The sequence below is a fragment of the Chitinophaga sp. Hz27 genome, assembly GCF_042263525.1.
GTDB lineage: Bacteria > Bacteroidota > Bacteroidia > Chitinophagales > Chitinophagaceae > Chitinophaga.
The window spans coordinates 1-20,180 of the sequence record NZ_JBHKFJ010000004.1 but is presented as its reverse complement, the minus strand read 5'-3'; the positions used below and the strand labels follow the sequence as shown (position 1 = coordinate 20,180).

The 20,180-nt window shown below is 42.1% G+C and carries 18 protein-coding genes and 1 tRNA gene; 5 read left to right on the top strand and 14 right to left on the bottom strand.

Translation table 11 applies throughout. The features are described from left to right. Positions 1–22 precede the first annotated feature (22 nt). A complete protein-coding gene (locus ACE38W_RS09745; protein ID WP_375830444.1) occupies positions 23–2,710 on the top strand; it encodes a PAAR-like protein in 2,688 nt (895 codons plus the stop codon). Positions 2,711–2,787: 77 nt separating this feature from the next. Then, on the top strand, positions 2,788–3,642 hold the full coding sequence (locus tag ACE38W_RS09740) for a hypothetical protein (RefSeq protein WP_375830443.1): 855 nt from the start codon (positions 2,788–2,790) through the stop codon (positions 3,640–3,642). On the opposite strand, the gene ACE38W_RS09735 is transcribed toward ACE38W_RS09740, so the two are convergent. The 9 genes from ACE38W_RS09735 to ACE38W_RS09695 all read right to left on the bottom strand — a co-directional run bounded on the left by ACE38W_RS09735 (position 3,643) and on the right by ACE38W_RS09695 (position 12,178). After that, the gene (locus ACE38W_RS09735; protein ID WP_375830441.1) at positions 3,643–4,209 is read right to left on the bottom strand and encodes an outer membrane protein; all 567 of its coding nucleotides are present in this window, start codon (positions 4,207–4,209) and stop codon (positions 3,643–3,645) included. Positions 4,210–4,357: 148 nt separating this feature from the next. Then, a complete protein-coding gene (locus tag ACE38W_RS09730; protein ID WP_375830439.1) occupies positions 4,358–5,458 on the bottom strand; it encodes a serine hydrolase domain-containing protein in 1,101 nt (366 codons plus the stop codon). A gap of 71 nt (positions 5,459–5,529) precedes the next feature. Next, positions 5,530–6,312 carry a fatty acid desaturase family protein gene (locus ACE38W_RS09725; protein WP_375830438.1) on the bottom strand — a complete coding sequence of 261 codons (783 nt, stop codon included), beginning with the start codon at positions 6,310–6,312 and terminating at the stop codon, positions 5,530–5,532. Between the two features lie 421 nt (positions 6,313–6,733). After that, positions 6,734–7,144 (bottom strand): VOC family protein, encoded by a 411-nt coding sequence (locus tag ACE38W_RS09720; protein WP_375830437.1) that lies wholly within the window; start codon positions 7,142–7,144, stop codon positions 6,734–6,736. 11 nt (positions 7,145–7,155) lie between these two features. Beyond that, the gene (locus ACE38W_RS09715) at positions 7,156–7,755 is read right to left on the bottom strand and encodes a thioredoxin family protein (protein ID WP_375830436.1); all 600 of its coding nucleotides are present in this window, start codon (positions 7,753–7,755) and stop codon (positions 7,156–7,158) included. Positions 7,756–7,820: 65 nt separating this feature from the next. Further along, positions 7,821–8,396: a Crp/Fnr family transcriptional regulator gene (locus tag ACE38W_RS09710; protein WP_375830434.1), complete on the bottom strand. Its 576-nt coding sequence runs from the start codon at positions 8,394–8,396 to the stop codon at positions 7,821–7,823. Positions 8,397–8,573: 177 nt separating this feature from the next. After that, positions 8,574–10,313, bottom strand: a complete 1,740-nt coding sequence (locus ACE38W_RS09705; RefSeq protein WP_375830433.1) for a hypothetical protein — start codon at positions 10,311–10,313, stop codon at positions 8,574–8,576. 126 nt (positions 10,314–10,439) lie between these two features. Next, positions 10,440–11,159 (bottom strand): LytR/AlgR family response regulator transcription factor, encoded by a 720-nt coding sequence (locus ACE38W_RS09700; protein ID WP_375830432.1) that lies wholly within the window; start codon positions 11,157–11,159, stop codon positions 10,440–10,442. After that, positions 11,153–12,178 (bottom strand): sensor histidine kinase, encoded by a 1,026-nt coding sequence (locus ACE38W_RS09695; RefSeq protein WP_375830430.1) that lies wholly within the window; start codon positions 12,176–12,178, stop codon positions 11,153–11,155. The genes ACE38W_RS09700 and ACE38W_RS09695 overlap by 7 nt, the downstream gene beginning before the upstream one ends. Before the next feature lie 172 nt (positions 12,179–12,350). On the opposite strand from ACE38W_RS09695, the gene ACE38W_RS09690 reads away from it, so the two are divergent. Then, positions 12,351–13,649, top strand: a complete 1,299-nt coding sequence (locus ACE38W_RS09690) for a hypothetical protein (RefSeq protein ID WP_375830429.1) — start codon at positions 12,351–12,353, stop codon at positions 13,647–13,649. A 49-nt stretch (positions 13,650–13,698) separates the two neighbouring features. Here the strand turns inward: ACE38W_RS09690 and ACE38W_RS09685 are convergent. The 4 genes from ACE38W_RS09685 to ACE38W_RS09670 form a co-directional block, all read right to left on the bottom strand. Next, positions 13,699–13,785: transfer RNA gene (locus ACE38W_RS09685), tRNA-Ser, on the bottom strand. Positions 13,786–13,875: 90 nt separating this feature from the next. Next, entirely contained in the window at positions 13,876–14,568 is a 693-nt protein-coding gene (gene aqpZ, locus ACE38W_RS09680; protein WP_375830428.1) for an aquaporin Z, read from the bottom strand. A gap of 146 nt (positions 14,569–14,714) precedes the next feature. Then, positions 14,715–15,752: an asparaginase gene (locus ACE38W_RS09675; RefSeq protein WP_375830427.1), complete on the bottom strand. Its 1,038-nt coding sequence runs from the start codon at positions 15,750–15,752 to the stop codon at positions 14,715–14,717. Between the two features lie 44 nt (positions 15,753–15,796). Beyond that, the gene (locus ACE38W_RS09670) at positions 15,797–16,567 is read right to left on the bottom strand and encodes a TatD family hydrolase (protein WP_375830426.1); all 771 of its coding nucleotides are present in this window, start codon (positions 16,565–16,567) and stop codon (positions 15,797–15,799) included. 86 nt (positions 16,568–16,653) lie between these two features. On the opposite strand from ACE38W_RS09670, the gene ACE38W_RS09665 reads away from it, so the two are divergent. Further along, positions 16,654–17,580, top strand: coding sequence for a hypothetical protein (locus ACE38W_RS09665; protein ID WP_375830425.1), 927 nt, complete (start codon positions 16,654–16,656; stop codon positions 17,578–17,580). A gap of 57 nt (positions 17,581–17,637) precedes the next feature. Here ACE38W_RS09665 and ACE38W_RS09660 read toward each other — a convergent pair whose 3' ends face one another. Next, complete coding sequence (locus ACE38W_RS09660) at positions 17,638–18,258, bottom strand: polysaccharide deacetylase family protein (protein ID WP_375830424.1); 621 nt, start codon at positions 18,256–18,258, stop codon at positions 17,638–17,640. A gap of 126 nt (positions 18,259–18,384) precedes the next feature. Here ACE38W_RS09660 and gltX point away from each other — a divergent pair, with 126 nt between their 5' ends. Further along, positions 18,385–19,953, top strand: a complete 1,569-nt coding sequence (gene gltX, locus ACE38W_RS09655; RefSeq protein WP_375830422.1) for a glutamate--tRNA ligase — start codon at positions 18,385–18,387, stop codon at positions 19,951–19,953. The last annotated feature ends 227 nt before the right edge of the window (positions 19,954–20,180 follow it).

Sequence of the window (20,180 nt, the reverse complement as noted above, 5' to 3'; positions counted from 1 at the left end):
TTTACCATATCAACAACCAACCATGAAAAACACCAACCAGCCATCAGCCCATCTGGTGTGTGCCGGCGCATTTTGTACCTGTGACAAAGCGTTGAGTCCATCACCAATTGCATTAAAAGCAAACAGCAATAGTAAATATTTTATCCATACCGAAAATGGTAACAAAGTGGCTACCACAGCCGATAGTGATGTACTCGCATTGAATTTCTCCTTATGTAAAATACCTGACCCTAAAAATCCGGTGCCATGCACAGCCCAGCTGCAATGGCAGCAGCCTTATAAACAAATAATATTACCAGGAGGAATCTATCCACTCACGGAGAAAAGCGAAGCCCGTTGCGTTAAAGGCGGTACAATTAAAATTATACAACATGGGCAACTACCATCATCATCAACGCCATTGCCAACGGAAACCCCTCAAAGTGATGCTACGGATAACAAAGAACAAACCGACGTTACAAATGCCGGCACTGGTATAATAACGGAAACAACTACACGAAATAATGATGAGACTGTATCCGTCGCCTTACCATTGGCATTAATGTATGCCTCATGGAGAGATGATAGAGGAAACCTTAAAAAGGTAACCGGATGGCATGAAATATCCTATCTGCACCTGGTGTTTTCCGGGAATGAGCATATTACGCTGCAGGTAGAAATTGTAGTTACAGATAGGCATCTGCAGCACTTTTCAACCATCATGTCTGCTACCACTTTCCAAACCACGGATGGGCGTGTAATTGTACCGTTTCGTACAGATAAATTACAGAGCGACTTACTGAAGGATGGTGATCTGTTATATGCTCGTATTCATAGCGAGGGTATTGTTATTAAAGGAGCAAATGTCTTGCAACCCAGACGGCCCTTATTGTTTAAGGAACATCCGAAAATAAGAGAAGTGAGCTTCCGTAAAGACGGCCATGAAGTAATAACGGCCCACTATGGAGATATTATCACCTGCAAATTGGTCGCGGTGAACATGTGCCGGGAAAAGATCGCCATTAAAATAAATAGATTGGAGAAAGCAAACGGAGAAGATCTTAAAAGGCTGGACAAGACAATCTATCAGGGGGAATATATTTTTAACGACAACGGATATATTGAATTTGATTTTGCCATCCGTCCTGAATGGGAAGATGAGTATGAGGAACGAGTGCAACGCTTTTATTTATCCGTAAAATCACTCAATTGGTATGCCTGGTGGAAAACATTAAACGCCTTTCCCGTAATAGCAGCGCCTAAAAAGCAACAAAGTAGTCCTGTAGTAATAAGAGCGTTAGAAGCAGGCAAAGAGCAGGTGCTATGCGCTGCCTGTGAGGAGCCTATAACGATGACGCATATCCGTAATATGGCAGTGAATAAGGATGGGAAGATGTTCCTGAAAGATGATCAAAAGATCCGTGAGGGACTGGAAGTGCTGAATCAGCACAGGCATGCCTTTTCACTGGATACTTGCACCCGCAAAGCGCATTTCCTTGCACAGATTGCCACTGAAACCAGGTTCCAGCAATTGGAAGAAGGTTTTAACTATGCTACCACAGTACTGGTAAAGAAATTCAAAAGGTTTAAAACATTTGAAGGGAACCATAACGCCAAAGCATGGGGCCGCGCAGAAAATGATGACACACCTGTATCTAACGAACATCAGCAGGCCATTGCTAATTGGGCATATGCTGCCATCAACGGCAACGGTACCTATGAAAGCAAGGATGGATGGAATTACAGAGGTCGTGGCTTTATTCAGCTGACAGGTCGTGGTAATTATAAACTGACAACTAGTCTTTACAATAAATGGATTGGTGGTGACAGTGTTGATTGGGAATCTTCGCCTGACCTTCTCTCCTCTAATCCCAGACATGCAATGGCGGCGGCCATGATTTACTGGCGCTCCCATTCCCTGGCATACCGCGCAGAATATGCAGATGACTATGCGGTAGAAAGTGTGAGCAGACTTATTAACGCGGCATTGGATAATATCACTGAAAGAAAGCGCTTCTTCAAAGAAGCATGTAAAGCTTTACAGGTGAGCAATTGCAAACGCTATAAAGCCCGGCAATGGCAGGAACAAAATAAAGATACGATAGTGGTTATATCTGGTACATCATTAGCCACAGGAAGTGAACATTACAAAAAAGGCAGCGGCAACAATGCTACAGATATAGTATGGCCTGTATATGCAACCAGTGTGTACCGAAGGCTTTCCCTGGCACAGTATAGGCAACTGAAAGCAGCAGGTAAACTACCAGATCCAGACTATATCACTTATCTCACCAGGGATGGTCATGGAGAAACATATGGTAAACATGACACTGGACGCTATGGATTTATGAACGAATGTCCGCCAGGAGAATATTACATGAATCCTGGCCTGCGCTCGCAGAAATACAAAATGTATTTGTCGGATACCAAACAGGTTGGTGGTGCTTATATATCAGGCCCCAACGGAGAACGCAGTGGTATTGCCATTCATGGAGGTTGGCCGATCGGTAGTATAGGATGTCTCACAACCCACTCTAAGGGATATACTTTTTCTCAAAATGCCCTGGTTCGTGAACTTTATGCGAACATCCCCGACCTGGATGTTGTTGCACAGGAAGAAAATGGACGCTCTGTTCGTGTTATCCTGGAACAAAGGACCGTAGATACCTCATTATGGAGTAAGTCTGCATTAGGGCATACTAAATGGACCGGACATATTTCTCACCAATAATAATAACCATTATGTTTAACCAAGCCTTTATTCCACTACTGTCGTTATTTCTTAAGTTGATTTCTTTAATGCCCGTTATGTCTAACACAGTACATCAGCAGACCCCGCAAAATCAGGTTATAAGTAACCGGGTAACACAAAAGATCAGTAATAAATTGAAGCAATTGGGTTACAAATTCCCTGATCAGGCCACATTTGAAAAGAAAGTTCGGGAATTATCAGGCATATCGCTCGCTGACGCCAAGTATAACGACATCCGGCTAATATATACAGATGAGCCGTCAGCAACTGATGTATTTGCAATCAAGAGTGCTTGTCTCATCGTACCAGCCGAAGAAGTGACCAACTTTTGTGATTCCTATAATGATCAACGTCAAATAGTGGATGTTCCTATATCCCAGTGGGACCAGAACTTCTTTCAACAACTGATTGCTTTCAACAGATTGTTTATCTATAATGATACCAGTTTGTTCCAAATGGTAAAACATCACTATGAGGAGCCATTGGAGACAATCTTTTTTGAATTTGGATATACGAAATGCCTGCCATTAAATAACTATTCAATTAATAACATCACAGAAGATGAGGAAGGCTATTACAGTTTTACCAGAGCTGTATATGGATGGGATAACCATGCCGCCAGACTAAAGATTCGGGAAAACATGTTGTTATTGATACATCATCTTAAGCCATCATTGTTTGTACATACAGGACACGCTATTAAAGAGTTTCGCATTGAAAAGGTGCCGCCTTTTGAATTGGGGAAATTAATAAATGTCGCTATAGACGCAGGATTTACCGGCTTCGTAGAGGAACTATGCGAAGAAGATGTAAGTCTTATCAAAGCATTGGTGCAGACAAATTTTGCTAACTGCCCATTATTGAAACCATTGATAAATACAAAAGACTATTCATTCCGGGTGCAGCACTGATCAGAATACGATACCCAACGATACAACGTTTGCATTTGGTTTATCATCCGGGAAAGAAATGACATTATTATTGGCTGTAAAGCTTGCATACTTATATGTATAGCCACGGAATGTATAAGAGGCAAATACGCCTATATGCTTGAATAAATACGAGACACCGGCGCCAACGCCATAGAATATTTTACCAGTTTTTTGGTAATTGGTCGTTGCTGGATTTCCGCTATTATCAGTATAGTGGTACTGGTAGGTAACGCGATAGTTATTGTATCCAAATTGCCCGTTGACATAAGGTTCAAATTTACCGGTAGGATACCTCAACTTCAAATCTATGAAGGTCGGGACCATCAGGTGGTCCTCAAAGGAGGTAAGCTCTACGCCCAAACCTGCCGCCAGGTATTTATTGAAGCCATAATCGTAGGTGATACCGCCACCAAATTTAGCCTGGTGAAGCATGAGGTATACATATCCCCTGCTTAGGTTTTTCCAACGTGGTGGGTTGAATTCAGAATCCTGCGCCTGAAGCTGCAATGGGAAGTATATGAGTAGTAATATTATGAGCTTTTTCATGGAAAAGTATTACGAAGTTCTATACTTTAGTAACAATCTGAAAGGCAAAGAGTTCTGTGCTCCTTCGGAATGATAACCAATGGCTTGGAAATATTGTAAAACCATAAATTCTTATTCCTTAGTCAGACAGTGAAAGATCGTTTAACCATTAATGTTGGATCTTGAATGTGGTAAGGGATTGTAATTGTTTATTGTTGAGAATGGACAAAATAATCCCATGCAAGTCATTAAAGAATGCATCCTTATTACGGCTATTGCATAAAAGCACCACATTGAAGCCATTATTGGAGCGATATACTTCACTGGCTGTACCAGGGAGGGAACCGGCATGGCCCCAGTTATTAGCGCCATCAGTTAACCATCCGCAGCCATATGCGGGGTTTGCTTCGGAGCCCGTTACCATGGTAGTAATGGATGCTGTACTAAGTATATCCGGTACCGTATCTATGCCATCCACAACACTTAGGAACTTTGCGAGGCCTCTTGCAGAGGCAATCCAGCCGCCAGCTGCATCCAAACGGGATATATTGCATGCATCATAGGGTAAGCCAGGGTTAAGATCGTAGTACACTACTTCCTGTGGATACCGTGTAGCCTTGCTATTATGTCCTATATGCATATTCGTTATTCCCGCAGGCTGCAACAAATGTTCTTGTATATAGCCTTCATAGGTCATTCCGCTTGCTGCCACAACAACCTGGCCAAGCAGGCAATAGCCGAAGTTGGAGTACATATACAACTGGCCGGGTTTGTATTTAAGTGTGGTGCTAGCCAAAACACGCGGTATCAGTGAGTCGATGGGAAGTTCTCGGAAGCCATACGCAGGATCGTTATTGGCACTGTTGGGCCATCCGCCTGCAGTATGATGCAATAGCTGATCTACAGTGATATCCAGGATTGCAGGATCATACCGGCTACCGAGATACCTGGTGCCCAGGATACTATTGTCTCCAAATACCTTGTTGCTTAATTGAAGTTTTTTCTCTTCAGCAAGCTTCAGTATCGCTACGCCGGTAATACACTTGGATACACTCGCCACGCGGAAAAGACTATTAGGGGTAACACCAACCTTAGTTTCCGTTACGGCCATTCCGTAGCCTTTACTATAAACCATATTACCTTGGTAAGTAACGGCAAGGGCCATACCAGGAATATGGTATCGTTGCATGAATTCCTGTACGGTACTATCTATTCGCGGGATCGCCAGGCCCGACTGAAGATAACATAACAAGAATATCAAACTTTTCATAATAAGGATAATACCGGTATGTCAAAAACCGAAAATAGTGATGGGTAAGGTTGTTCGATCTGCTATCCTGACTAAAATGTCTGCTTCTTCTCCATGTCAGGAAGCGTATCATCTAGTCGTTTAGCCAGTTCTGGCAACTTGATAGTAGGAACAGCCGGAAACAGATGGTGTTCCAGGTGGTAGAACATACTAAAGGTCAGCCAGTTTTTCCAGCCACTACGCTGAGTGCGCGCAAGTTCCGGGTGTTCATGTGTGTCGTGGTGAACCGTCCATACGGCAAAGAAGGCCATTAATAGTTCTCCGACCAGCATCACAATCATGTGATAGATAAGGAAAGGAATTTTCAGGTAGATAATACCTGCCGCCACCACCAGGATGGAAATAATTTCCAGCCATACGTTCCGTACATAATTTTTGTTACCGTGTTTAATGGTGACCTTATGAATCAGGAACATATGAACAGGGCCATATAAGATAGCGCCATACCAGGTCATACGTGCAGCCTTGCCTTCATAATCATCATCTGATAAGCAATACTTATGATGCCTGATGTGATTGAACTTAACAGCATGAATGGCTGTCATCATGGAAAGGCTGTTCAGATACAAAGAAAGCCAGGTCAGAAACTTATTGGTGCCAAGAGAATTATGGAAGCCGTTGTGGACCTGTCTTAATGCAGTAAGAAAATAAAAAGCGGAAAAAGGCAATGCTACCAGGTAATAACCTTTCCATGCCAGAAACCAGGATGCTAACAGCCAGGGAAGAGAAATGTTATTTTCTATCAACATTTCCTTTGTGGAAAGATGCTTTAAATCTTTCCATGCTACTTTACGAAGAATTTCCTGTTGTGTCATAGGGACATGATTTTACAACAGTGTAAAAGTACAGTCAGATACGTTGATAAACAAGAACAATCCTGTTATTTATACACTAGAAAACTAGAGCAGCCTGGCTGCTACGGAAGTGATACAGGCTGCTCTAGTTATCATTAAGAATTTGGGAAATAATCTCGCCAATGTGGAAATAAAAAGGATAAGACCATTTTAATGATCGATGTACTTATCTGAATCAGCCCCAAAAACACCCCAGGTATTACTAGTGAAAGCTGATTCAGATAAGTGCAGTAAGAAATTTCAACAATATCTCAATATAATCATACTACAATCGTTCGGGAATGATCAATTGGTAAGTTGTTGTAATCAACTAAGTTCTTTGAAATATATATGCTTTAAAGTTGCTTAATAGGACGTTCGCCAGAGAGTTAATTCGGGGCAATTATACTTCCGCATGCAGACCTACCCTATTGCCTTCTGAGTCTATTATCAGTGCGATGAATCCTGCCGGAATAGGCGTTCTAGGAAGAATGATCTTGCCACCGGCTTTTTCCACCTTTTCAAGAACAGTATGGATGTCAGGACTGCCATTGATGTACACCGTAGTGCCTGTGGCAGAAGGTGAATTGTGCGGGGTTTTAGATAATACCCCTGTAACCCTGCCCGATGTTGCCTGTACTACTGCTGGATTAAATGGAAAAAATGCACCTTCATTTTCTCCGTCATTTCTGATGATCATTTCTATATCAAGGATCGTTTCATAGAATTGTTTGGCCCGTTGCAGATCATCAACAGGTATCTCAAACCAAGTGATCACATTAGTGGTCGCGTCAATTTTTTTCAGTAAGTTCATCTGATTAAAATTTAAATTTTTATGTGTAAACAATCTGCTTTGTCGGCCCAGTTACTTTCAGGGAAGTCTTGTATAAGCCGCTCCCAGTAAGGAGTTATGCTGTCGGCATCACGTTGATGAACGAAATAAGCAGCAACACCAGCCCAATACAATGCCTCAGGAATTGTACCAATAAAATCAGGCTGTTTAATAAAATCTTCCAGAAGGGATAATGCATTGCCAGGTTGCGCCTTTCTTATGAGAGCAAGCGCGCGGCCGATTTCGAGTTCTGCTTTGAATTGCTGATAGTTTAGATAGCCAATGGTTTTCCTTACTTCACTGCCATCATTGGAAAAGACTATAAACGTGGGGGTCCATAATACTGGAGCACAAGGCAAGCGTTGCGCATTCCGATTGATGATATTATACTTCACAAATACGAACTGCTGCGCGATATATGAGAGGACTTCAGGATGTTGGTATGTCGACTCCTCCATTTTTTTGCACCCTTTGCAATTTGGTGCCCAGCAATCTACAAGTAATGGTAAGCCTTTCTGCTTGGCCTGCTGAAAGGCTGGCTCCGCCTGTTCTTCTGTGAAATAGTGCGTTACATTATTCGTCAAAGCCTGCATCGTTTGTTATTTAATGCAAAGTTGAATAATGGTATGCATCCTATCCTGTGACGATCGTCACAAAATCATTTTGCTATTCTACGTTTTCTGATTCTGCTTAACGTTTCCCGCGCTACGCCCAGAAACGACGATAGCTGCGATAAGGAAACTCTTTGTAATAACTTCGGATGATGAGCTTCCAGGTATTCCAATCGCTCGGGCGCTGCATAAATCTGGAATAACTTCGAAAACTCCTCCTGCTGTGCCGCAAACCGGCGCACGCAGAGACGCCCAAGCATTTCGATTTCCTGATTACTCCCCGCTATGTCAAATAATATCTTCTTATCAAAAACTATTACTGACATCGGTTCTCCCGCAATGATATTATATGCAGATGGTTCGTTACTTCCAAAACTGCTAATGTTCGTAACAACCTGCCCTTCGAAGAAAAAACCAGTGTTTTTCTCAATGCCATCCATGTCATAATAACTTCTGCAATAACCATTCTCAATAAAATGTAAAGCCTGACAGATCTCCCCTTCCTTCAATAATAATTCATTCTTCTTATACGTCTTTTCGGTTAACGCAGGCTGCAATTGCCTCCAGGCTTCATCACTGAAGGTAACACTCAAACTGCGTAGAAAAGGTAATAGATTACTCATAGCACATAGCAAATATTAATAAATGTAAGAAAAGCCCGTCAATCCTATAGCCGCTCTTTATCTTTCCGCGTAATATACAGTACAGTTGAACGAATTTATACAAATAAAAGGTCTGCATAAATAAACACAGCCCCCGACCAGAGGGCCGAGGGCTGCATTTATTTATAAAAAGATGATCTAATTTATTGTAATTTTTGCAACAGCAATTTTTGTTTTACCAATCATCCTATCCGACTTACCCACCATATACATATCATTACCTATAACTGCGCCCAGTCGAGGCATAGCGGTAGGTACTTCTTTATTGGAGAAGAATAGTTTTCGATTGAATTTGCCAGAAGTTCCATCCAGATCTAATATATAGCAATCGGTTTTGCTAAAACGTAAGGTAGATTTGACTTTTTGTCCGGCCTGAACAACACTCGCATTCTTGGTATTATCATTGAATAGAATATGAATGGTGTTGCCAGATTGAATAGCTCCAAACCCTGAATAGAACGGACGGTTGCCGCCTAAGAAATAGCTATAGCTATAACTGTACCCTATTCCAGTAGTGGTAGGTCCAGAGGCCCTGATCACTTCACGTTGCTTCTTGGGTAGCATTTGTATCCAGCCAATATTACCCGCAGCATCAATTTTACACATCATCATATCTTCAGAAATATAATTATAGTAGGTAGTGGTGTTCCAGCTGCCTGACATGCCGTTGGGGCCAGGGGTATACGATTGACTGGTAGAAATATAATGATGGTAGGATTCAGCTAGAATAACAAGACCGTTATCAGCAGTATAGAATATATTCCTGAACTGCATATATCTGGAAAAACCTTCGCCTTCATCCTTCATTTTATTCAGGTTTTCTCTCATCTTCCGCTCTTCTTTGGAATCATCTTTATCCTCAGTATCATCATTGTCATCAGCATCACCGTAAGCCGACAACAAAGAATTGTTGATAGCCTTATCGCTGGTAGAAAGAATGGAACCATCATTCACATTGATACGTTGCACCAGCAAACCATCAATAGTCCTTCCTTTTTTGGTATTGCTGTAGAAGGCCGCCAGTACAAGGTCTTTACTTTTTTCCTGTACCAACTTTGTACTGATCAGCCATTTACCATTGATAGCAGTATTGATCTCATTTTGTTGCTTTCCTTTTTCGTTATAAATGCGAATGTTATAGTTTGAAAAATCAAGAAATTTAGCTTTCTTCTTTTTGCCTTCTTCATATTCGTATACGCGTCCTACAAGCACGATTTTTCGATCGGTCGTATAAATCACATCTTCCAATTCATATTTGTCATGCTCAAACTCATTTGACAGAATTACTGGTTTGGTAGTTGATTTTAAATTCTTCCCAAGTTCCTGAATCATGTAAGCATTCTTTTCTTTTCCTTCAATACTGCTTACGATAATCAGCTTTGAGCTATCTGCACTGTAGGAAATCTTGAAGTTAATATCATCACTCTTAGCATCCTGCTGATAGGTAGCTACTTGTTTCCATTCTCCTGTGAGTTCCCCCGTATTTTTATCTACCGCTGATGCAAAAATCGCAAGAGATCTATCACGCTTGCTATATTCAGAGGAGAACATATAAATTTTATCCTCAAAAGGAACAAATTGTTCAAATTCTTTTCCTCTTAGTTCTTTATTAAATGAATTTCGATAAACTTCTTTTAAATCTTTATCTACTTTCACCAGTGTAGCTGATTCCCTGGTGGTAGCGCCAATGACAAAATAAGTCTTTAAAGCCTGATGGCTTTCTTCCAGGTAGGCGCCACTCTTATCAACAGTAATAACTTTTAGGTCAGAGGTGCCTTTTTTTAAGTTGAAGTCTTCGCCCCAGGTAATTGCAGGTTGTTGGGCATAAGCGGAAAGGCTTAATAAAGCCAATCCTAAGGACAGATAAACAGTTTTCATTTTTGATCTATAGGTAAAAGAGATTCGTTGATAACAAGTCGACAGTATTGTGTTTGGACAACAAAATTAGTTGATTCTTGTAAGATATTTATCTAGGAAAGATTAGGAGGAAGTCACATCTATGCCTTATTCTTTAGAACGATCCATTTGTAGTTGTGCCAGGCATTGCTTTAAGGTTGACTGACTTCTTCGGCTGATAGGTATAACATGACCGGCTATACGTAATTGAGATGCCTCTACTGTATTGATTTGGTTTAATGCTACGATGTATGATTTATGAACTCTTAGGAAATTGCTTTGTGGTAAAGTGTCTTCTATGGCCTTCAGGCTGGAGTAAACAGTATACTTTTGAGTAGTAGTAACTACATGTACATAATTTAACATAGCCTCTATAAAGAGAATGTCACTCAGCAGAATTTTTTCAAGACGGTGATTACTGCGAACATAGAGTGCATCAGGTTGTTCCCGATTCATTTTTAATGTTGATGAGCCACTCATTTTCGCATTTGCTTTTTCACAGGCCTTCAGAAAACGCTCGAAGGTTACGGGTTTCATCAGGTAATCTGTCACATCCAACTCGAAGCCCTGCAATGCATAATCAGGATAAGCGGTGATGAAAATGACCTGCTGGAAAATATCATATTGTTGTAACAGTTCTATACCACTCATCTGTGGCATCTTTATATCTAAAAAAATCAGATCTACCGCTTCTGTATTAAGAATAGCTTGTGCCACTACAGGATTGCGCGCCGTGCCTACCAGGTTCAGGAAAGGGATTTTTTCAATATAACTTTCTATTTGCCTGCGTACCAATGGCTCATCATCAACAATTATACAATTCAGCATTGGGATAAAGTTAGGTTTAGATGAATGATGAAATTGTTGTCGTTCTCACTGATCTGCAGTTCGTGCCGATTGGGATACAGTAACTCCAGGCGTTGTCTGACATTCTGCAAACCTATACCCTGACTGCTTCCTGTATACTGTGAAGATATAACAGCAGAAGTGGTATTCATACAATAGAAATGAAGTTTTTCATTTTCAAGATGAATATTGATTTGAATAATATTCTCTCTGTCATCATCGTCAGAAATATATTTAAATGCATTTTCAACAAATGGCATCAACAGTAATGGCGCAATCAAAAATGATTCGCTATCAGCAGCTGTCGTTGTTAAACTTGTAGTTGCATCTGTACGAATGCGTTGCAGATTGAAGTAATTTTCAAGATGCATCAGTTCCTTCGATAGTGGCGTGAAATTCACATTGCATTCATACAGCTGATAGCGTAGTAGATCGGCAATAGTAATTAATGTGCCTTTAGCCTGCGGCAGATCAAAGTCCAGTTGCGTATATAAACTATTCAGTGAGTTGAACAGGAAATGAGGATTCAACTGCGCTTTAAGATAAGTCAGCTCCGCTATTGAATTGGCTTTTTCCATGGCATCCAGACGGCGCTGCGTATTCATGCGATCCAGTGCCAGCTTAAGAAAAGCGCCACCAAGGATACCCAGTAAGGCTATGAAAATCCTATTGTACTGTAGGTCTGTATAGTTCCATGAAAAATCAAAATGTATTGGAACCAGCATATGATTCAGGAATAGCTTCAGTAAATACGCATAAACTCCCGCCAATAACAACAACCACACAGCTGACAGCCCCAATAATCTGACAATGCTTTTATGTTTGAAATATTGAGGCATCAGGTAAGCATAGATACCATAGAAGGCAATGATGATCAAACTGACATCCAGGGCAGAGAAATATAACCGATTTCCTTGATCACTGACATAGAAATACATAATCTGGTTCCACATAAAATAGAATACCAGCCAGAAACCACTATGCATTAAAAACTTTCGCATGACCTAATTTAAGCAAAACGACGGAGACCAGGTTTCTCATTATAGCAACAGACATAATTACAGGATTAATGGTAGTGCACACCACGATGTGGCCGATGCTATAAATTCCTTTGCTGCTGCTATAATTAAGCATTTTGTTGCAGGATAGACGCCTATTTTTCAGAAAAAAAGTATGAGAACAATACTGGTAGTTTCTTTATTCATTTCAATGGCTTACCAGGGTTTTGCGCAGAACGCAGATAGCAGCGCATTGCTGGCCGCAAAGTATTTCAGGGAAGCTGATTCCGCTAGCCGGAAACAGACTATCTGGCCCCAGCCACTTTACGGCCCTATGCTATTAGTGGACCCTCAAACTAACATGGCCTATTCCAATGTCCCTGACAGCGGAGGGATTTTTACCTTGCAGGGAGGCGTTTACAAAGGGAAATTGCCCAAAGATCTTATCATCGCCAACACGGCTATACGCTGGCAAAATCGCCTATGGACGGTAGTGTTATGGCCCTTGCCTGCCGATAACGATGTGCGATTGAACCTGATGATGCATGAATGTTTCCATCGGGTGCAGCGTCAGCTGGGCCTACCGGATCGCAGTCCTACTGTAGATCACCTCGCCACGATGGATGGTCGCGTACTATTTTTATTGGAATTGCAAGCCTTGAAAAAAGCCCTTGGCAAATCAGTAGATCAACGTAAAGCAGATCTCGCCAATGCTTTGTTGTTTAGACAAAAGAGAAAAGAACGTTTTCCTCAAACCTTCCCCAATGAAAGTGTCCTGGAGATGAATGAAGGGCTGGCTGAGTTTACCGGAATGGTTGCTGGGAGGCCACAGGGCAGCATCCACCAACACCTGGATACAGAAATTGACAGTACCGCATCAAGGCAGTCACTGATCAGGGCAATGGCTTATGTAACAGGACCAGTATATGGCTACCTGCTTTATGAGAAATTCCCCGGTTGGACACATACTGTGGATTCGTCTTCCTCTTTTTCTGCATTGGTTGAAAAATATTATGGAGTGGTTTTGCCTAAGACTCCCGCAAAGGCCGCATGGGACAAGCTTCTAAAGCAGTATAATGGTGATGCGATCTTGCTTTCTGAAAGAGCAAAAGAAGATAAGCGCCTGCTTCAAACGGCAACGTATGTACGCTATTTTACACAGCAGCCGGTATTGACGATTGAGCTGATGAACATGAATATTGGTTTCAATCCGAGTAACTTGTTTGATTTAGGCAGCTTGGGAACAGTGTATCCTACGGCTGAAATCAATGATGTATGGGGAAAGCTAATAGTAAGCAGTGGTGGTATGCTGATGAAAGATTGGAAAATTGTGACGTTGTCTACAAATGATCTTTTTTCGCAGGAAGATAATATGGTAAAAGGAAAAGGATGGCAATTGCAGTTAAATAAAAACTGGAGAATAGAAAGGAGAGACAGCGTACATGCAGTATTGGTAAAAGAAGAAGAGAAGTAATGCAAAAGTAAAAGCCCCCAAGTCTTGCGACCTGAGGGCTTAAAGCTTGCGGAAGAGAAGGGATTCGAACCCTTGATAGGCTTTCACCTATACACACTTTCCAGGCGTGCCAGTTCAACCACTCCTGCACTCTTCCGTGATTATCTTTTTATACTGAAACAGAGAGGTTGATTTTCCGTTTCAGGGTTGCAAAGATAATCTTTAAATTAAGATTTCCAATATTTTTTTATTTATTATCGTAAAGTTTCCAAATCGCGCCACCAATAAGGCCTCCGATGATTGGACCTACGATAAATACCCAGAGGTTAGATAAAGCTGCACCGCCCACAAAGAGCGCTGGGCCTATACTACGGGCAGGGTTTACTGATACGCCTGTTACCGGAATACCTACAATGTGTATCAATGTAAGTGATAAACCAATAGCTACGCCCGCAAAGCCTATGTTAGAGGTATTTTTGCTGGTGCTACCATGTACAACCACCAGGAAAATCATGGTCAGTACTATTTCGGCAACTAAGCCGCTTACCAGGTTGTAATGGTCGGGAGAGCCCTCTCCTACACCGTTTGCACCCAGGCCATTTGCAGCCAATGAATAATCGGCTTTGCCCTGGGCAATAAAGTAAAGTAACGCGGAGGCCACAATTGCGCCTAATACCTGTGCGATGATGTAAGACACGGCATCTTTACCGGAAATCTTCCCAAATGCCAACATGGATATTGTAATGGCTGGGTTGATATGACATCCGGAAATATGCCCGATTGCATATACCATCACCAGTACAGATAATCCAAAGGCAAATGCGATCCCTAAGAAGCCCACATGCGCTCCCGCCAATACAGCAGCGCCAGTGCCCATAAACACCAGCACAAAGGTGCCAAAGAATTCTGCAATGAATTTTTGTGAAAGAGAGACATTCATAAGAGCAATCGATTTAGAGGTTATATAAAAACTTGGAGAACAAGGGTATAAACAATCTACTCTAGTAAATATATCACAAATTGATGAACATAAAAAAACGGGAAGCCTCTTACGATAACTTCCCGTTTACATAAATATAACTGCTACTAATACACTTCGGCTATAGTCAGCTCTCCTCGAAGAGGTGTTTCCATCATTTTCTTACTGTCTTCTAATGTAAGCCCCTGGCCCAATACAAACATTAGCTTCGTTACCGCAGCTTCAAATGTAAGGTCATGGCCACTTACAACACCCATGTCCAGCAAATGCTGACTGGTTTCATATTTACCCAGTTCCACAGATCCACCATCACATTGTGTAATATCCAGTACCAGTGCGCCTGCATCAGATACTTTCTTGATACAATCTACGAACCAGGATTGTGTGGTGGTATTACCACTACCAAAGGTCTCCAGGATAACGCCTTTCAGACCAGGAATATTCAGCGTGGCTTCTACTGCCCTGCGGGTAATACCTGGGAATAATTTCAACACAGTAATATTCGTTTCCAGTTCTTTGTGAACCTTCAACGATGTATTTGGTGTTGGTAAAATGAATTGAGTCTTGTATTTAATATCAATGCCAGCTTCCGCCAATTGCGGATAGTTCATGGTATAAAATGCTTCAAACTTTTCAGCATTATATTTCTTGGAACGATTCCCTCTGAACAGAGAGAAGTCAAAGTAGATACATACTTCCGGTACCATGGCTACCTTGCTGCCATTATGTTTGGCACAAGCAATCTCCATGGCGGTGATGATGTTTTCCTTTGCATCGGTACGTATCTTTCCAATAGGAAGTTGTGATCCGGTAAGTATCACAGGTTTGGAGAGATTCTCCAGCATGAAACTTAGTGCAGATGCGGTAAATGCCATAGTATCGGAGCCGTGAAGGATTACAAATCCATCGTAACGATCATAGCGGTCTTCGATGATACTGGCCAGTTCAACCCATATTTCAGGTTGCATGTCGGAGGAGTCAATCGGTGGATTAAATGCATAGACATAAAAATCTATTCCCATCCTATACAGCTCAGGTAAATTATTCCTGATCTCGTTGAATCCTATCGGGCGCAGTGCTTTGGTCTTGTCATCATAGATCATCCCTACAGTTCCGCCCGTGTAAATAATCAATATTTTACTCATTGTGCTAAGTCTGCCAGTTGCATGCAAAGTTATCCTTTAAAAGGTTAGAGCATTTTGAATAATTTCCGCGCATTACTGCTGGTAATGGCGGCTACGTCTTCTATTTTTAGATTTTTTACATCTGCCACTTTCTCACCTATCAACGGAATATAGCTACTCTCATTCCTTTTTCCTCTATATGGCACCGGCGCCAGATAAGGCGCATCTGTTTCCAATACAATATGCTGCAGGTCTATTGCCTCTACTATCTTATCCAATCCTGCTTTCTTGAAAGTCACGACACCGCCTATTCCCAGGTGAAAACCCAAGTCAATAATTTCCTGAGCTTCTTCCAAAGTGCCAGAGAAGCAATGGAATACACCGCTCAAATTACCGTCCTGTAAGGCTTTTACTTCGTTTATGCATTCCCGTGTGGATTCGCGGCTATGAATTGCTACCGGTAAATGATGCTCCCTGGCCATTTTCAGCTGTGCCCTGAAAGCCTCGTATTGCTGCGGTACATTGGTCTTGTCCCAATAAAAATCAAGTCCGATCTCTCCTACTGCCCAAAATTTCCGCTGTGCCAATAACTCCCGCACCATCGCCAACTGAGGCTCATAGTCGGGTTTTACATAACAGGGATGTATCCCCATCATCGGAAAACAATTCTCGGGATACTCCTTCTCCAAGTCCAGCATCCCTGGAATGGAGTCCTCATCAATGTTCGGCAGAAATAACTTTTCCACGCCCATAGACAAAGCCCGGGCAATCATCTCCTTTCTATCAGTATTGAATTCTTCAGAATATAAATGTGCGTGGGTATCTATCCAAAACATAACATTATTTTTTTAATATAAAATCCTATCTTTATGGAATTACAAAGGTACAGCCAGAAAAACCTAATTGCTAAAAATCTATTACTATGAAAAGCTATTTCAGCACAAACCGCGTGCTGGCATGGGCATTCACCGGTATCCTGACCACCGGGTTGTTCTTTGCCTGTAAAAAAGATGCTAACAATAATAAACCTTCAACCGATCCTGTTGTCAGCAACCAAAATGATAACCAGGTAATCCTCACCGCAGGCCACGAAACACAGATTAATGCCATCTACAGCGATGTTTTTGAATCCGTATCCAGTGCCTCCACAGGCCAGGGATTAAATCGTGTTGCTGTTGGAGATAAAAGTTTGCAGGCCACCGCTACTGGTGATTGTCCTACCACAACTTTAGATAACGCCAACCCTGGTGTATGGCCTAAAACAGTGACCATCAACTATGGTTCCTCCTGCTCCTCCAGCAATTTTGTTGGTGTTCGCGGAGGTATAGTAAATGCAACCTTCAGCGCTCCTTTGCTGTCTGGTACTGCTACCGTTACTGTTACCTTTTCCAACTACACTGTAAACGGGTATCCTGTTTCCGGAACACTGACTTATTCTAACATCATATACAAACAAAATTCTGACAGCGCATTTAGCTATTCTACAAAAATTACTGATGGAAAAGTTAAGCTGAACGACACCACATATATCGTGTATAACAGTACCAAAACGATTCAGCAAATTGCTGGTGGTAAAACTGCTGTAAATCCTGGTGATGATGTATACAAAGCTTCCGGTAGCGGTACCATTGCGTATACTGATGCTGCAGGCACGACACAGAAATATGTTGCTGCTTTCTCTACGCCGGTAGCGCTGGAAAAAGCATGGAGCTGCCAGTGGATTTCAAAAGGTCAACTACAAGTTGTGATTGGTACGGTAACTGGAACTTTAGACTATGGAGATGGTACTTGCGACAACAAAGCAACCATCACAGTTGGCGATAAAGTGAAGGATATCACGCTCAAGTAAATACTTATACGGACAAATAGTGCAATGGGCAGTCGGGTATACCGGCTGCCTTATTTTTTATAAGGCCCTTAAGGCATATTTCTGCTTTTTGCAGAACTCCAGCACTCTTGGCAGTGCATATGATAAACGGCTCCAGGCCTTGGTGCTATCATGAAATACCACAATGGCGCCAGGATTCAGCTTGAACACTACATTTTGCACACAGGCTTCACCGTTAATGTCCACATCAAAATCCCCGCTTAAAATATCCCACATGATCACTTTAGCGCCAGGGATCTTTTTTTTCAACATCCTTATCTCAAAAGGTGTTATTTTCCCGTACGGAGGACGGAATAGTGGAGAATCTATATATTGTCTGGCCTGCAGTATGTTTTCAATATACTTGTCTGTACTGGTTTTCCATCCGTTGAGATGATTATGTGTATGATTGCCCGTACTGTGCCCTTCCTCCAGTATGCGTTGGTATATTTCAGGGTATTCGATCACATTCTTGCCAATACAAAAGAAAGTAGCTTTTGCATCATACTTTTTCAACTGGTCCAGTACAAAGGGAGTTGCTTCGGGATGAGGCCCATCGTCAAATGTCAGGTAGATGGAATTGCTGCTTGCGGGCATATTCCAGATACAGCTACTGTAAATGGCTTTTAATATGCCTGGTGTTTTGGTAAGATAGAACATGAAAGAGGGTACATGATATGTATGCAATATACTCAATGTGGATGGCAACAGTACAGGATTAAAAAATTTTAATCTGTGGACTTTAATTGCTGGTAGCCAATTGCTAAAACCTTAACTTTGTCATCTATGAATCACAGGAAAGTTAGAGTGCGTTTTGCGCCCAGTCCTACTGGTGGCTTACATCTTGGAGGTGTGCGCACCGTTTTATTCAACTACTTATTTGCGAAACATCACAACGGTGATTTTGTACTTCGCATCGAAGATACTGACCAGACCCGCTTCGTTCCGGGCGCTGAAGATTATATAAATGAATGTCTCCGCTGGTGCGGTCTCCAACCAGACGAAAGTCCTGGAGTGGGCGGCCCTTATGAGCCTTACCGCCAGAGCGAACGTAAACCTTTATACCGCGAATACGCCGAAAAATTGGTGGCATCCGGTCATGCTTACTACGCGTTTGATACTGTAGAAGAGCTGGAAAGCATGAGAGAAAGGTTGAAAACTCCTGAAAATCCTGCTCCGCAATATAATCACATCGTTCGTGCACAAATGAGGAACTCCCTCAATATGCTCGACCGCGAAGTAGAAGAGCTGCTGGCACGTAATACACCGCATGTTATCCGTATTAAAATGCCGGAAAACGATACGCTCACCTTTACCGATATGATCAGAGGAGATGTTACCTTCAATACTGGTCTGGTAGATGATAAAGTTTTGCTGAAAGCTGATGGTATGCCTACCTATCACCTGGCTGTGGTAGTAGATGATTACCTGATGAAAATATCTCACGCTTTCCGCGGAGAAGAATGGCTGCCTTCCGCTCCTGTTCATATTCTCCTCTGGAAATACCTGGGCTGGGAAGCTGATATGCCGCAATGGGCGCATCTTCCACTCATCCTCAAACCCGATGGTAACGGGAAGCTCAGCAAACGTGATGGCGACCGTCTCGGTTTCCCAGTGTATGCCATGAACTGGACAGACCCACGTACAAACGAATTCACCAAAGGGTTCCGTGAACTCGGATTCCTGCCGGAAGCATTCGTAAACATGCTTGCCATGCTCGGTTGGAACGATGGTACCGAACAAGAAATCTTCTCCCTGGAAGAACTCGTACAGAAATTCTCCATGGACCGCGTCCATAAAGCAGGTGCTAAATTCGATTTCGAAAAAGCAAAATGGTATAACCATCAGCATATACTCGTTGCTGATAACGACCGCCTGGCTACTCTCCTGCAGCCAATCCTGGCAGAAAAAGATATTCACTCAGATATTCGCTATATCTCCGATGTGGCGGCACTGGTGAAAGATCGCCTGCATGTACTCAGCGACTTCTATGAGCACAGCTACTTCTTCTTCGAACGTCCTAAAACGCTCGATTCAGCTCCTGTTGTGCCTAAATGGACTATCTATAAAGAGAAATTCTTCAACACTTGGTTGAAAAATATCGATAAGCTGCCTAAGTTCCCTGCACCAATGGCCGCTGAATTGGAAGATAGCTTCAAGAAACTGGCTGCTGAAATGGAACTTAAAATGGGTGATGTACAATTGCCTTTCCGTATCATGCTCACCGGTGGTAAATTCGGCCCTCCGGTATTCGATATCGCCGCTACACTGGGTATCACTGAAACCCAGAAACGTATTGCTATCGGTATTGATACCTACCGTAAAGCATGGGACGAAGCGCAAGGCGCCTCCTAACCGTATAGTATACACGAAGTATAATAAAGCTGTTGGGCCGGCCTTTAATTTAGATTAGCAGCCGATGAAAACCTTCCAGCTAAAAAGATAAGGAGAGGAGTTTATGAGGTGCCCCCAAAAAGTTAGACACTTTTTGGGGGCACTTTTATGGATAAAAGAATAAAATACAGTTCATCGCAAAAGTTAATAATAGTCAAGGCAGTTATATCAGGAAAAGAGTCCTGTTG